Origin of the sequence: Gardnerella sp. DNF01159 (assembly GCF_049244215.1) — a bacterium.
Lineage (GTDB): Bacteria > Actinomycetota > Actinomycetes > Actinomycetales > Bifidobacteriaceae > Bifidobacterium > Bifidobacterium swidsinskii.
Genome location: NZ_CP058387.1, coordinates 913,553 through 927,879, shown reverse-complemented (window position 1 = coordinate 927,879; position 14,327 = coordinate 913,553). Strand labels below are relative to the sequence as shown.

The window sequence follows — 14,327 nt, the reverse complement described above, 5'->3', positions numbered from 1 at the left end:
TGTGAGTTACAAAAGTAGCGAATGTTACGTTATTTTCGTTACTTTTGTAGCTCACATGGGCTATTTTAATTCATTTCACAATTGGTTATCTGGATCCTCATCTTCGTCTGCTGAGCCAAGCAGAATTCTTTCACAAACGTTAACGATGCACATAAAAAGCGCAGTAAGAATTATTATTACTATTGTTGCAGAAAAAATAAGTGGTGTTCTAAATGAGTTATAAGCGAATTGAAGCCAAATTCCTAGCCCATCTTTGGCTCCCAAATATTCTGCAGTTGAAGCAGTTCCAAAAACATAAGCTGCACTAATGCGTATGCCACCAAAAATTTGGCGAGCTGCAACTCTTAATTTAACATGCCACAAAGTCCAAGTTCTGCTTGCTCCACAAGTTAAAGCAACATCTGTATAAAAACTTGGAACAGCGTCAAGACCTCGTATAGTTTGCACAGCAATAGGGAACATGCTGAAAACCATTACTATTACAATTTTTCCAGATATTTCAAAACCAAACCAAATCAAAAAAATTGGCGCAATAGAAATTAATGGCATAGTTTGCGCTGCGCATAAAAGCGGGAATAAAGCAGATTTAACAAGCTTACAAACATGGAAAATAACACCTAAAAGAATTCCAACTACTATTGCAATAGAAAAACCGATAACTGTTTCTTGTGTTGTAATTAATGCTGCAGGTAATAGAGTTGGCAAAGAGTCAGCTGTTGATTGAGCAATTGAAGATGGTGTTGGAATCAAATTTTCCGAAATTTTATAATATTCGCATGCGTACTGCCAAAAAACAAGTAAAACTATTACAGAAAATACAGTTGGCAGATATTTAATTAGCATACGTTTAAAACGCGATTGCGTCATGAAAACTCGATTCCTTTCTGTAAATGACTTCGATTGCTGCCCCAACCGAATTATTTAAGACTACAAATAGCATGTACATTCCATTCTATTAGAAGCGCACAACTTCTGTGAATTTAATAGTGTACATGATTTTTATTTGTCTCTTTAACCGTGCATAATCTAAATGTTTCGTGAGTCAATGTGTGGCAAACTGTAGCAGGTTGAATCTGCGCAGGGGCATTGAACGGCGCGAGCTAGGCCCTTTGTTACCGTTTTCTGCCGAGTTCGTGTCACTTTCCCAGAAGAACGGTACAAGAAACAAAGTAGGGAACTCATGAATATGCGTATTGTAAAGCGTACTCTTGCGTTTGTTCTTTCTGCGTGCTGCGTATTTTCTTTCTCGGCATGTGGATCTGCAAGTAGTAGTAAGAATGCAAATCTTCGTAAAGTGTCGTTTATGCTATTTTGGGCACCGGATACTAATCATATTGGTATTTATGTTGCTAAGCATAAAGGATGGTTTAAAGATGCTGGATTAGATGTCAATATACTTGCTGTTGCTCAGACTGGTTCGGAACACGCAGTTGATAGTGGTGTTGCTGATTTTGCTCTTAGTACTTTGACAAATGCTGCTGATTTTTCAACAAAGGGAGCAAATCTTGAGCAAGTTATGCAAGTTCAGCAAAAGCCAAGTGCTATTTGGTGTTCACTTGCTTCGAACAATAAAATTCATTCTCCAAAAGATTTTGATGGTCGTACTTTTGCAACTTTTGGTTCAGCTGAAGGTGATGCTGTAATTCGTAGGATGATTCAACACGATGGTGGTCAAGGTAAGTTCGACAAAGTGACTGTTGGAACTTCAACTTTTAGAACTCTTGAATCTGGCAAAGCTGATTTTGGTGGTTTCTACGGCACTTGGGAAGGTGTACAGTCTGAAATGTTTGGGCCAAAGCTTCGCTGCTTCATGGAGGGCGACTACGGTGTACCAGGTCAGCCAGATACTATTGGAATAATCGCAAATAAGCGTACTGTAGCTAAAGACCCTAAGCTTGTTCGAGCATTTGTTAAAGCTGCAAAGCGCGGATATGAGTATGCTTATGAACATCCTGATGAGGCTTCTGAAATTCTTGTGAAAGAAGCAAAAGATGCTAATCTCGACATAAAGTTTGTTCAGCGTAGCATGAAGATGATTGTTGACGGTCAATATTGGGGCAATCGCGCGGATATTAAGAGCGGAAAATTTGTGTTCGGAACCACTGATGTTAAAGGCGCTCAAGCTTACTTTAACTTCTTAAGTAAGGAAGGTGCTTACACTGATTCTAAAGGCAAAGTAACTCATAAAACTCCGCAAGCAAAAGAATTGTCTACTGACGAATTTTTGAAATAAATAACATAATGACTTGAGTCTTGATAGAATAGGCTGAAGTATATAAGGGCGTATCGAGTAGTTGTGATTTTACGTTCAGCTACAATCGATGCGCCCGTTTTGTTGTTTTGCTAAATATTTGAATGGGGAGTGGTCTGCCATGGCATCGGATTTTTGGCTTATTGCTGGCTTGGGAAATCCTGGTACAAAATATGAGGGTACTCGACACAACATGGGTTTTATGGTTGCAGACGTTTTGGCACAACGTTGGTCAGTATCTCTTTCAGATCACAAAGGTTTAGCTAAACTTGGCAAAGGTGTTATGAATCTTGATGGTCGCGTAGCAAAGTTTTTCCTTGCTAAACCGTTGACTTTTATGAATGATTCTGGTGCTGCAGTATCTTCTATAAGCTCCTATTATCAAATAGAACCAGATCATATTGTGATAATTCATGATGATATGGATTTAGATTTTGGGCGTATTAAAGTAAAAGCAGGAGGCTCTGCGGGAGGACATAACGGTATTCGTTCTATCGATCGCTCTCTTGGTACTCCTCAATATTCTCGAGTGAGAATGGGTGTTGGTCATGCGCAGCGTGGTGCTCACGCGCACGATAATACAGTCAATTGGGTTCTTGGAGGTTTTGCTGCAGCTCAAAAATCCGATCTTCCAAACTTTTTAGCAGATGGTGCTGATGCTGCAGAAAGTATTATTTTCCATGGATTAGTAGCAACGCAGGAGAAGTTTAATGGCCGCTGATAGCAGGTCTAATATCAAAAATAACAAGAATGATAAGACTGATGATATTTCAGTAATAAGCTTGAGAGATATTCTTAATGATTTATCAACTAAGGACTCACTTTTTAAAGCTTTATCTGAATATGATCTTGATGCGATATCTGATTATTGTTGCGAAAGTGCAAATAAAAATCGTAAAGATTTAGATTCAATAAGTGAAGATTTAACAATTTCTTCTCCTATTGGAATTCGTTCTGCTATTGTTGCTGCATTAGCTAAGAAAAAGCCAGTTGTTGTTATTGTTCCATCGAGTAGAGATGCTGAAGATTTTATTGCGTCTGTGCGTGATTGGTACGATGGTGATGCTCAAGACGTTGCTAAATTAGAAGCGTGGGAAACGTTACCTCATGAAAGGCTTTCGCCTAGGGCAGATACTGTTGCTAGCAGGATTGCAGTGTTTCGTAGGCTTTGCCATCCTGAAAATAACACATCACTTTTTGGTCCGATTCGCGTGTTGGTTATGCCTGTGCGATCGCTTATTCAGCCTATAGTTGAAGGCATTGGTGATATAGATCCTCTGTTATTTGAGTGCGGAAAAGAATTAACTCTTGAATATGCTGTGAAACGTTTGGTAGAAAACGCATATACTCGTGTTGATTTGGTTATGGAACGTGGAGAGTTTGCTGTTCGTGGTGGAATTATTGACGTTTTTGCGCCAACGATGACGCATCCTGTGAGAATTGAATTTTTTGGTGATGAAATTGATACTATAAAGCAATTTCATGCTTCTGATCAGCGTACTTATGGCAATAATATTGCAAGTATTTGGGCTACGCCTTGCCGTGAGCTTCAGATTACAGAAAAAATTTGCAAGCGTGCGCGTTCTCTTATTGGTGCAATTCCAAATGCTGACGATATGCTTGAATCAATCGCAAATTCTATACCTGTAGAAGGTATGGAGTCTTTGTTGCCAGCACTAGTGGATCGCATGGAATCAGTGCAAAATATGCTTCCGAAGGAATCTGTTATTATTCTATCTGATCCCGAAAAATGCCGTAGAGCTGCAGATGACGTAACTGCTACAGCTAACGAATTCTTAGCAGCTAGTTGGCATGTTGCTGCTTCTGGACACGGTTCTGGAGCTCCAATAACATTCGATCAAGCTAATTTCTTGGATTTTGATGAAACGATTTCATCGTTAGAATTGTCTAATCATGACGTATGGAAATTAACATCTTTTGGTGTTGACAATCAAATTTATGGAAATATTGCTTTGCCAGCATCGGCGCCACAAGAGTTTCGAGGAGATGAATCGAAAGTTTCTGGCGGCATCACTTCTCTTGTTGACAATGGTTTTGCTGTAACTATTACTGCAGCGGCTTCTGGTACTCTTGCACGCTTGAGGCGCGCTATATATGCGACTGCTGTACATGAATTTACTACAGTGCGCTCAAGTATTTCGGATGGCTTCATTGATAATGTTGCGCGTATCGCGATTCTTACAGAGCGTGATCTGACAGGTAAATCTTCTGCATCAGCTCAACTAAAAACTCCAAAACGCAGGCGCAAAGCAATCGACTTAATGGAACTAAAGCCTGGTGATTTCGTTGTGCACGAGCAGCATGGTATTGGACGTTTTGTTGGCATAAAACAACGTAATATTGCTGTTTCGGGTGGTAGTGCAACTCGCGAATATTTAGTCATTGAATATGCTCCTAGCAAACGTAACGCTCCTAACGATAAGCTTTTTATTCCAACTGATCAGCTTGATTTAGTGAGTAAATATATAGGTGCAGAAATACCAAAGCTTAACAAGCTCGGAGGTTCCGACTGGGCTCAAACTAAAGCAAAGGCTAAAAAGCATGTTCATGAAATTGCTGAAAATCTTATTAAACTTTATTCAGCAAGGCAGCAATCTCGCGGATTTGCATTTAGTAAAGATACTCCTTGGCAAAAAGAGTTGGAAGACGCATTTCCTTATCAAGAAACTGCTGATCAGCTTACAACTATTGATGAAGTAAAAGCAGATATGGAAAACCCAATCCCAATGGATCGCTTAATTTGTGGAGATGTTGGTTTTGGTAAAACTGAAATTGCGTTACGTGCAGCTTTCAAAGCTGTGCAAGATTCTAAGCAAGTTGTTGTTTTAGTTCCAACGACCTTGCTTGTTCAACAGCATTACGAGACTTTTACAAATCGTTTTGAAGGATTCCCTGTAAAAGTTGCTGCAATGAGTAGATTCCAAACTTCTAAAGAGATTGAAGAAACTTTAGCTGGATTGCAAGATGGAAGCATTGACGTTGTTATTGGAACGCATAAGCTTTTGAATCCTAGTATAAAGTTCAAAGATTTAGGTTTGGTTATTATTGACGAAGAGCAGCGTTTTGGTGTGGAACATAAGGAAACGCTTAAAGCTTTGCGCACAAACGTTGACGTATTAAGTCTTTCGGCAACGCCAATTCCTAGAACTCTTGAAATGGCTGTAACTGGTATTCGTGAAATGTCTACTCTTGCAACTCCTCCAGAAGATAGGCTTCCAGTGCTTACATACGTTGGTGCGTATGATAATTCTCAAGTTGCTGCATGCATTAAGCGTGAATTGTTGCGTGGGGGTCAGGTTTTTTACGTCCATAATCGCGTTGAAGATATTAGTTCTGTTGCAAGTAAGATTCAGGAGCTTGTGCCAGATGTTCGTGTTGCTATTGCTCATGGAAAAATGGGTGAGAAGCAGCTCGATGCTGTTATTCGTGATTTTTGGCATAGAGATATTGATGTGCTTGTTTGTACAACGATTATTGAAACAGGTCTTGATATTTCTAATGCGAATACACTTATTGTCGATCACGCAGATAGATTCGGTTTAAGCCAGTTGCATCAGCTTCGTGGTCGAGTAGGTAGAGGTCATGAGCGTGCTTACGCTTACTTTTTGTATGATCCGTCTAAGCCTATGACACAACAATCTCACGATAGGCTCTCAACAATTGCTCAGCATACTGCGCTTGGTTCTGGTTTTGATGTTGCGATGAAAGATTTGGAATTGCGCGGAACTGGAAATTTGCTTGGAGATGAGCAAAGTGGACACATTGAGGGTGTTGGATTTGATTTGTATGTTCGTATGGTTTCTGAAGCTGTTGAAAAATATAAGGAACCTGAAAGAGTTGAGCCTGTTTGCGTAACTATTGATCTTCCTGTTGAAGCTTCTCTTCCAGTTGATTATATTGCCTCTGACAAGCTTCGTTTGGAAGCGTACAGGAAGCTTGCTGCTGCTAAGGATAATAGTGATTTGCAAGAACTTCACGATGAGCTTCTTGATCGCTTTGGTAATCCACCTGAAGAGTTTGAGTCTTTGTGTGATGTTGCTCGTTTGCGTTTTAAAGCACGCGAGATTGGTATTACGCAAATCAGCTCTCAAGGAAAATCAGTGCGAGTTGTTGGCATCGATCCAAAAGAGTCTGTGATGATGCGTTTGAAGCGTATTTATAAAGGATTGCAGTATCGTCCTCTTACTCATATGCTTATTGTTCCAGCTCCTTTTGAATCTTCACTCGGTGCTGGTTCAATGAGTGAATCAGATATTCTTAAGTGGTCTAAGCAATTACTTGAAGACTTAGCGTGGTGATTTGTAATATCTGTTGCAATATAAGTGTTAAAAATATTTATTGCAATGCCATGCGTAGTTCATCTTCTATTTCAACGTGATTATTTGGACGCTTTTGTGCATCAAGTTGGCTTCGATCAATATTCCAGTTTTTCTCGATGATTCCGTCTTTAATCATAAGAATTCTGTCAGAAAGTCTTACTGCTTCGGAAATATCGTGCGTGACCATTATCGTGGTCCAGCCATGTTTTTGCCTTAGATTATCAAGCAAATCTTGCATGTCTAAACGAGTTAAAGCGTCTAATGCTCCGAAAGGCTCGTCTAAAAGTAGTAATTCAGGATTATGAACTAAAGCTCTAGCTAATGAGACTCGTTGGGCTTGACCACCTGAAAGTTCTGATGGCCATTTCGAACCATAATTATTAAGTTGCATATCGTTAAGAGCTTTTTCTGCAATAGATTTTAGTTCTGATTTGTTTCCTTGCATGCCGAAAACTACGTTCTTACTTACTGTTAGCCATGGTATTAATCTTGCATCTTGGAAACCTATTGCTTGATGTTGTGTGACGTTTATTGTTCCAGAATCAGGTTTGATTAATCCTGAAATAACTTTAAGAAGAGTGGTTTTTCCGCATCCTGAGCGTCCTATTAGAGATACGAATTCGCCTTTTTTAATATTTAGATTTATATCTCGTAATATTTTAGCGTTATTTTTAAAAGTCACGCCAATATGTTCTAGAGTAACGCAGTAAGAGTTATCTTTAGTCTCATAGTTTTCTTCTATTTGAGTGTTCATATTTACTCCTACTGCGTTGCTCTAAATCATGTTTATATAATCTTGTTATATAACTTTGTTTTAATTTTGATTAATCAGTTATTTATTATTTTATTTTGATATTTAATTTTGTTTTTTATGAATATGTGTTTTATGGATAAATGATAAATGAATTAATTTACTTTGTGCAATCCATTACAGAATCTTTCAAATTCTTTGGAGCTTGCTTAATTAAACCATATTTCACGTATTCTTTAGCCTGAGTTTCCATCATTTTCAAACCTTTTTCATCGATTGGACGAATAGTTGGATTGTCAAACTTTTCAATTTGCTTAATAATAGTTTCGCTTGCTCCGAGCTGCTTGTATGCGTTTCCAATAACATTGTTTTCTTTATGAGACTTTTCTGCTTCGCGAACAAGAGCCTTGTACATCTTCTTAACAAGATCTGGATGCTTTTTGGCAAAGCTCTTAGAAACAATGTGAATAGTAACGTTCATATTGCCGTACTTTTTAGCATTTACAAGCAATTTTGCGCCTGGAGTTGTCATTGCTGCAGCAAGATTCTGATCGAATGAGGAAATTGCGTCAATCTGTCCAGAAGTAAATGCTGCCTGGAAGTTCTTAGGGCTCATCTCAACTTTGTTAACTTTAGAAACGTCTAAACCGCTTTTATCAAATGCGCGGTGAAGCATGTAATCGCCAGTGTCACCGTTGTGAATAATAGCAACTTTCTTACCATATAAGTCTTTTAGTGTTTTCACTCCGCTTTTTGCGGATGCAACGATTCCTTGAGAATCACCATTGTAATATTCGAGCGCAAAAGCTACCCATGGCTGTCCTTCAGCAATCAAATCAATGAAGCGTCCAGTTCCAGTAGTTGTAGCATCTGCATTTCCGCTCATCACAGCAGTAAGACCGTCAACTGGAGTGTAAGGACCAGTGTAAGTTACTTTAGATTTTCCAAATTCTTCTTGAAGGAATTTCTCATTTTTCAAAGTAGTTAGATAATTTGCTGTAGAAAGATAAGCAACTCTCATAGTTCCAGCATCTTCTTTTGAAGAAGCGTTTGATGATTTTTGTGAGCTTCCGCAAGCTGCAAGAGATACAGTTGCACAAGCAGCGCAGATTAATGCAATAATGCTCTTTTTAGAAAATCGCATTTTTAAATTGGCCATGATATACAGCTCCTTTTGTTTGTTGTTTTGTTTGTTGTTTTGTTTATCTGTTGTTTGTTTGGTTGTTGTTATTTGGTTGTTGAATCTAAATATTGACTAATTCTTAAAAAGCAATTTAATGCATTTTAAAAAGTAGTTAACTTTAGAAAAATGTTGATATTACTAGATTATTGGCGTGATTTTTTATTTAATCTGCGTTCAGGTATAAGAAGATACTCTAATATGTTTGCAGTAAGCTCAGATCCAAGACCTGCAATTGCGTACATAATAACGCATGCCATCATTTGATCTGGTCTAAAGAATTCTTGTGCTCTTGAAAGAATGTATCCAATTCCAATAGAAGAATTAACTGTTTCGCAAGTCACTAATGCAACCCATGCTACAGATATTGCAAATCGCAAACCTGTCATAAAACTTGGAAGTGTGCCGCGAAGCAAAATAGATATAAAAATAGTAGATTTTTTAACGTGATAAACCTGCGCTAATTCAAGAAGTTTTGAATCAATATTACGAACTCCGTCGCGAATATTAACGTACATAGGTCCAAAAACACCGACAGCTATAAGTGCTATTTTCATCGTTTCATCTATTCCGAGGAAAATTATTAATATTGGAGCTAAAGCCGGGAATGGGATTGACCTCAACATGTGGCTTGGTTTATCAACTACAATATTGCCAAGCTTACTGCCTCCTGCAAGTATTCCTGCTGGAACAGCAAAAATAATTCCTAACAAAAGTCCTAAAAGAACTCGTAAAATACTTATTCCTAAGGATTTTAATAATATGTCTTCGTTGTTTAAATCAATAAAAGCTTGTATTACTTCATATGGGGATGGCAAAGAACGGTCTTCGGTTGGAGAAAGAGTTGTGAAAAACCACAAAACCAAAATGAGGATAGTTGAAATCCACACTTTACATGAAGATACCGCTTTAAATGCAATCTTCAATATGTTCTTCGCTTTATTAGGCGAACTGTAAGTCATGCGACAATCCCTTCGATAGTTTTAGCTATATCAGGTTCAACGAGTGTATTCTCAGCGCAACACTATATGTATTGTTGTTTGGCACGATGTAGTTGCGCACCCCGTGTCTGAGGTCATTATCACTTAAGGGTATGGACAAGTATATTTTAAATCGATATTTATAAACGATATTGCTTAAAAATATACAATTGGCTCATATGACTCGAGTTGAATCAAAATATTGTGAACGTTCACGGCATAAATACGCTGGTACTCAATATAACGTCCATAAAACGCACTAGTCTTAAAAGAGTCATCACAACCCATAGGTATAAAGGAGTAGTTGTGGCAGCTATTGAAAGCGTATATGCACGCGAAATTTTGGATTCTCGTGGAAATCCTACTGTTCAGGTTTATTTGGAGACCGAAGATGGCGCTCAGGGTATTGGTTTAGTGCCTTCTGGTGCTTCTACTGGTGAAGCAGAAGCTTGGGAGCGTCGCGATGGCGACAAGTCCCGTTATCAGGGCAAGGGCACGTTGGAAGCTGTTAAGGCTGTCAACGAAGTAATCGCTCCTAAGGTTATTGGCATGGATGCCACCGATCAGCGCGCTCTTGATGAGACGATGATCGAGCTTGATGGCACGCCAAACAAGGGCAAGCTTGGTGCTAACGCAATTCTCGGCGTTTCCCTCGCTGCTCTCTACGCCGCTGCTGAGTCTGCTCAGCTTCCGTTGTACCGCTACATTGGCGGCACCAATGGTCACATTCTTCCAGTTCCAAACATGAACATCATGAACGGTGGTGCTCACGCTGATTTTGCAACCGATATTCAGGAATACATGATTTCTCCATACGGTTTCGCAACCTACAGCGATGCTTTGCGCGCTGGTGTTGAGGTTTATCACACCTTGAAGAATGTTTTGAAGAAGGAAGGCTTGGCTACTGGTCTTGGCGACGAAGGTGGCTTCGCTCCAAAGATGAAGTCCAATGAGGATTCCTTGAAGTACATCATGGATGCAATCGCAGCCGCTGGCTACGAGCCAGGCAAGCAGATTGGTATTTCTCTTGACGTTGCTTCTTCTGAGTTCTACAACAAGGAAACTGGTAAGTATCGTTTCGACGGTGAAGAGCGCGAATCTGCTTACATGCTTGATTACTACGAGAAGCTCATCAACGAGTATCCAATCGTTTCCATTGAAGATCCATTCCAGGAAGAAGGATGGGATGATTGGGCAGAAATCACCAAGCGTCTTGGTGATCGTTTGCAGTTCGTTGGCGATGACTTGCTTGTCACCAATCCAAAGCGTTTGGCTAAGGGTATTGAGCTTGGTGCAGCTAACTCCTTGCTCGTGAAGTTGAACCAGATTGGTTCCGTCACCGAAACCCTCGACGCTATTGAGCTTGCAACTAAGAACGGCTTCACTTCTATGGTTTCCCATCGTTCTGGCGAGACTCCAGATACCACCATTTCTGATCTTGCTGTTGCTAAGAACACTGGCCAAATCAAGACTGGTGCTCCTGCTCGTGGCGAGCGTATTGCTAAGTACAACCGCTTGCTTGAGATTGAGGAAGAGCTTGGTTCTACCGCTCAGTATGCTGGTTACGGCGCATTCAAGGCTTGCAAGAAGTATATGAAGTAACTTTTAGTTTTAAGTAACTTAGTGGCTTCTTGAGTCTTTGAGTTTTAACGGTCAGTCGTGTTTACGGCTGACCGTTTTTCGTATATTTTAGCGATTTTTTGAAAAAATATATAAATTTTTCTAACATTACTTTTATTCTCATCAAAATAGTGCTATTTTTTATGGAAAACTAAAAACGGAAGGAGATGTTTCATTATGCGAAAAGTAGCAGTTATAGGCATGGGAAACGTTGGTGCAGCAGTAGCGCATCAACTTGTTGTTGGCGGTCACGCTGATGATTTGTACCTTTATGATACAAACGAGGCGAAGGTGAATGCCGACGCATTGGATTTTGAAGATTCAATGGATAATGTGCCTTTTAACGTTAATATTACGGTTAATGATTATGAAGCATTAAAAGACGTAGAGGTAATCGTAAGCGCCTTGGGTCACATAAAGCTTTTAGACGTTCCTCATCCAGATCGTTTTGCAGAGCTTAAGTATAATCGTAAGGAAGTTGCAGAAGTTGGTGCAAAGATTAAGGCTTATGGATTCCACGGTGTTTTAATCGACATAACAAATCCTTGCGACGCTATTTGCCAGCTTTACAAGGAAGCTACTGGTCTTCCTTACGAAAAGATTATTGGAACTGGCACTTTGCTTGATTCTGCGCGCTTGCATCGTGCAGTAGGCAAGTTCTTTGGCGTGCATCCAAAGGCTGTTAAGGGATATAGCTTAGGAGAGCACGGTGATTCGCAATTCGTTGCGTGGTCTACTGTTAAAGTCTTTGAGCAGCCTATAACAGAGCTTATTAAAGAAAAGAACATGAATTTAGACGCTATTGATGAGGAAACTCGTGAAGGCGGTTTTACTGTGTTCTACGGAAAGAAGTACACAAACTACGGTATTGCTGCTGCTGCAGTTCGTTTAGTGGATGCAGTTCTTTCGGATTCTAAAGAGCAAATGCCTGTTTCAAACTATCGCGAAGAATACCATTCTTATCTTTCTTACCCAGCAATTGTTGGTAGAGAAGGAATTGTTAAACAATGCCAGCTTGATTTGACTCAAGAAGAGTTGCAAAAATTGCAACATTCTGCAGATACAATTTTGAGTAAAGCTCAAGCAGAATAGATAAGTCAAAAAATAAAATAACTAAAAAATACTACTTTTGAATCTAAAATATTTTACAGATTTTAGATAAAAGCGTATTGGAAAATGTCGTTGTAGGTTTGATTGCTCTTCAAGAGTATTGAATTTACAGCGACATTTTTGTTATAAAAATTTTTGATATTAGATTATTTATTGTTTGAATTCATAAAGTTGGCTAGTCCTAATTGTTTATGATATATACTTTTAACTATAAATGACATTATTTTTTGGGGGAAATATGATTTCTAGTGCATACATAAGTGTTGGAAGTAATATAGGTGATAGATTACTTAATTTGCGTCAAGCTGTTTCGCTATTGAAGCAAAATTCGCATATAAGCAATATTATCGTTTCTTCAGTGTATGAAACTGAACCAGTTGGTGACGTAGTGCAAGACAGTTTTTATAACATTGCTTTACGCTTGGACACTGATTTAACAGCTTTTGAATTGCTTGATTTTATTCATGATATTGAACAGCGTCTTCACAGAAAGCGCATAGTTCGTTGGGGTCCTCGAACAATCGATTTGGATATTATTGATTTTGGTGGTCAAACTATAAAAAGTGAAAATCTTACGATTCCGCACAAAGAAAGAGATAATCGCAGATTTGTATTAGTTCCTTTGCTTGAAATAAGCGCAGACGATGTAAATTATCATGAACTTATACAAGATAAGCTTAATAAAACTAGCGACACTAATTGGATTAATATTATTGAAAGTAGCGAAGTTTTTAATTAGTTTGGAATATAAATTTAGTTTTTTAAATATGAGGTTTTAGAAAGAAAGACTACAAATGCGAATTATTGAAAGCAATTTGGAGAATGCGTCTTCTAAAAGTATTGCAGATATAGCGTTGCTGCAGGATCTTTGTGTAAATCAAAAAATTTTATGCACGTGGGAAAATATTAGCGAAAACGATTTAAGCAAAGTAGCTGATTTTCTCGATCATTTTGATACAGCTATCAAAGTTTCCGAGTCTTCTATTGACTTCATTTTGCCGCTTATTGCTCTTAAACCTTTTATGCAAGAGTGCGAAAAAGCATGGTACGAAGATCAAGAATTACTTGCAAGTTTGCGCTCGCTATTAAAGCAAAAAGCAATTGTGTGGAATGCAGGGCGATTCTGCTTTGATACACTTGACAAGCCGATAGTTTACGCGATTTTGAATATTACTCCTGACTCATTCTATGATGGCGGCAAGTACCAAAGTGAAGACGAAGTAAATAGCCATATTAAAGAAATAGTTGAAGCTGGTGCTGATGTTATAGAAGTAGGCGGTCAAACTACAAAACCTGGCGGTTATTTAGAAATTACTCCAGAAGAGGAAATAAGTCGCGTTATACCTGTTATTAAGTATATTCACAAAAATTATCCTCAAATTGCTGTAGCAGTAGACACTTACAAGTTACCTGTAATGGAAGCTGCAATTGAAGCTGGCGTAGATATTATAAATGATGTTCGTGCGTTTGATTCTCCAGAAAAAGTAAAGCTTATGGCAGATTCTAACGTTGGATTAGTAACAATGCATAGCAATAGAGATACAGAATATGACAATTTAACAAAGGTTATGTGTCAATTCTTTAGCGATAATTTAACAATGCTTGTTGATGGAGGAGTTGACTTAAATAGGATTATTCTTGATCAAGGAATTGGCTATGCAAAGGTTGCTGATGGTGAACAAGATTATGCAATGATGCGCAATATTAATCAATTGCATCGTTTTGGTCGACCAATACTAGTTGCGATTTCTAGAAAAGGCTTTGGTAAGAAGCTTTTTAATTTAGATAAAGAAGATCGTTTGCCTGTCACTTTAGTTGCAGAAACAGCGATGTTTATGGCTGGTGGACGTGTAATACGTGCTCATGATATTGCAGAAACAAAGCAATTAGTTGAAATGATCGATGTTATTAATAGAAATTACTGGTTTAAGTAGAAAAATTTGAATATTTTTTTGCAGTTTTGTTCGTCAGTTTTTTTAATTTTAATAACGAATAAATGTGAGTTACTGTAAATGTAGCGTGATTGTAAATGTGGCACAACAGCATTTTGCATCTAAAAGCGCGTAAGATACTAGCGGAATGTATGATGTTTTCA

The 14,327-nt window shown here is 38.5% G+C and carries 11 protein-coding genes and 1 riboswitch; of the genes, 7 read left to right on the top strand and 4 right to left on the bottom strand.

Annotation, left to right across the window (positions count from 1 at the left end; all coding sequences use genetic code 11):
* Positions 1–75: 75 nt before the first annotated feature.
* Positions 76–867 (bottom strand): ABC transporter permease, encoded by a 792-nt coding sequence (locus HXT39_RS03665; RefSeq protein WP_103013990.1) that lies wholly within the window; start codon positions 865–867, stop codon positions 76–78.
* Between the two features lie 313 nt (positions 868–1,180).
* Between HXT39_RS03665 and HXT39_RS03660 the strand changes: the two genes are divergently transcribed.
* The 3 genes from HXT39_RS03660 (at position 1,181) to mfd (ending at position 6,570) form a co-directional block, all read left to right on the top strand.
* Positions 1,181–2,233, top strand: coding sequence for an ABC transporter substrate-binding protein (locus HXT39_RS03660; RefSeq protein ID WP_004111395.1), 1,053 nt, complete (start codon positions 1,181–1,183; stop codon positions 2,231–2,233).
* A 139-nt stretch (positions 2,234–2,372) separates the two neighbouring features.
* Positions 2,373–2,972 carry an aminoacyl-tRNA hydrolase gene (pth, locus tag HXT39_RS03655; protein ID WP_103013991.1) on the top strand — a complete coding sequence of 200 codons (600 nt, stop codon included), beginning with the start codon at positions 2,373–2,375 and terminating at the stop codon, positions 2,970–2,972.
* Positions 2,962–6,570 carry a transcription-repair coupling factor gene (mfd, locus tag HXT39_RS03650; RefSeq protein ID WP_103013992.1) on the top strand — a complete coding sequence of 1,203 codons (3,609 nt, stop codon included), beginning with the start codon at positions 2,962–2,964 and terminating at the stop codon, positions 6,568–6,570. Before pth ends, mfd begins: the two co-directional genes overlap by 11 nt.
* A 37-nt stretch (positions 6,571–6,607) precedes the next feature.
* Here the strand turns inward: mfd and HXT39_RS03645 are convergent, their stop codons facing one another.
* The 3 genes from HXT39_RS03645 to HXT39_RS03635 form a co-directional block, all read right to left on the bottom strand.
* Positions 6,608–7,345, bottom strand: coding sequence for an ABC transporter ATP-binding protein (locus tag HXT39_RS03645; RefSeq protein WP_012914090.1), 738 nt, complete (start codon positions 7,343–7,345; stop codon positions 6,608–6,610).
* A gap of 157 nt (positions 7,346–7,502) precedes the next feature.
* A complete protein-coding gene (locus HXT39_RS03640) occupies positions 7,503–8,501 on the bottom strand; it encodes an ABC transporter substrate-binding protein (RefSeq protein ID WP_103013993.1) in 999 nt (332 codons plus the stop codon).
* 167 nt (positions 8,502–8,668) lie between these two features.
* On the bottom strand, positions 8,669–9,484 hold the full coding sequence (locus HXT39_RS03635) for an ABC transporter permease (RefSeq protein ID WP_103013994.1): 816 nt from the start codon (positions 9,482–9,484) through the stop codon (positions 8,669–8,671).
* A riboswitch (TPP riboswitch) is annotated at positions 9,474–9,598 on the bottom strand. Its footprint overlaps the gene before it by 11 nt.
* A gap of 210 nt (positions 9,599–9,808) precedes the next feature.
* On the opposite strand from HXT39_RS03635, the gene eno reads away from it, so the two are divergent.
* The 4 genes from eno to folP all read left to right on the top strand — a co-directional run bounded on the left by eno (position 9,809) and on the right by folP (position 14,166).
* Positions 9,809–11,104 (top strand): phosphopyruvate hydratase, encoded by a 1,296-nt coding sequence (gene eno / locus HXT39_RS03630; protein ID WP_103013995.1) that lies wholly within the window; start codon positions 9,809–9,811, stop codon positions 11,102–11,104.
* A gap of 195 nt (positions 11,105–11,299) precedes the next feature.
* Positions 11,300–12,214: an L-lactate dehydrogenase gene (locus HXT39_RS03625; protein ID WP_103013996.1), complete on the top strand. Its 915-nt coding sequence runs from the start codon at positions 11,300–11,302 to the stop codon at positions 12,212–12,214.
* Positions 12,215–12,470: 256 nt separating this feature from the next.
* Positions 12,471–12,971, top strand: coding sequence for a 2-amino-4-hydroxy-6-hydroxymethyldihydropteridine diphosphokinase (gene folK / locus HXT39_RS03620; protein WP_103013997.1), 501 nt, complete (start codon positions 12,471–12,473; stop codon positions 12,969–12,971).
* A gap of 55 nt (positions 12,972–13,026) precedes the next feature.
* The gene (gene folP, locus HXT39_RS03615) at positions 13,027–14,166 is read left to right on the top strand and encodes a dihydropteroate synthase (protein WP_116773757.1); all 1,140 of its coding nucleotides are present in this window, start codon (positions 13,027–13,029) and stop codon (positions 14,164–14,166) included.
* Positions 14,167–14,327 lie beyond the last annotated feature (161 nt).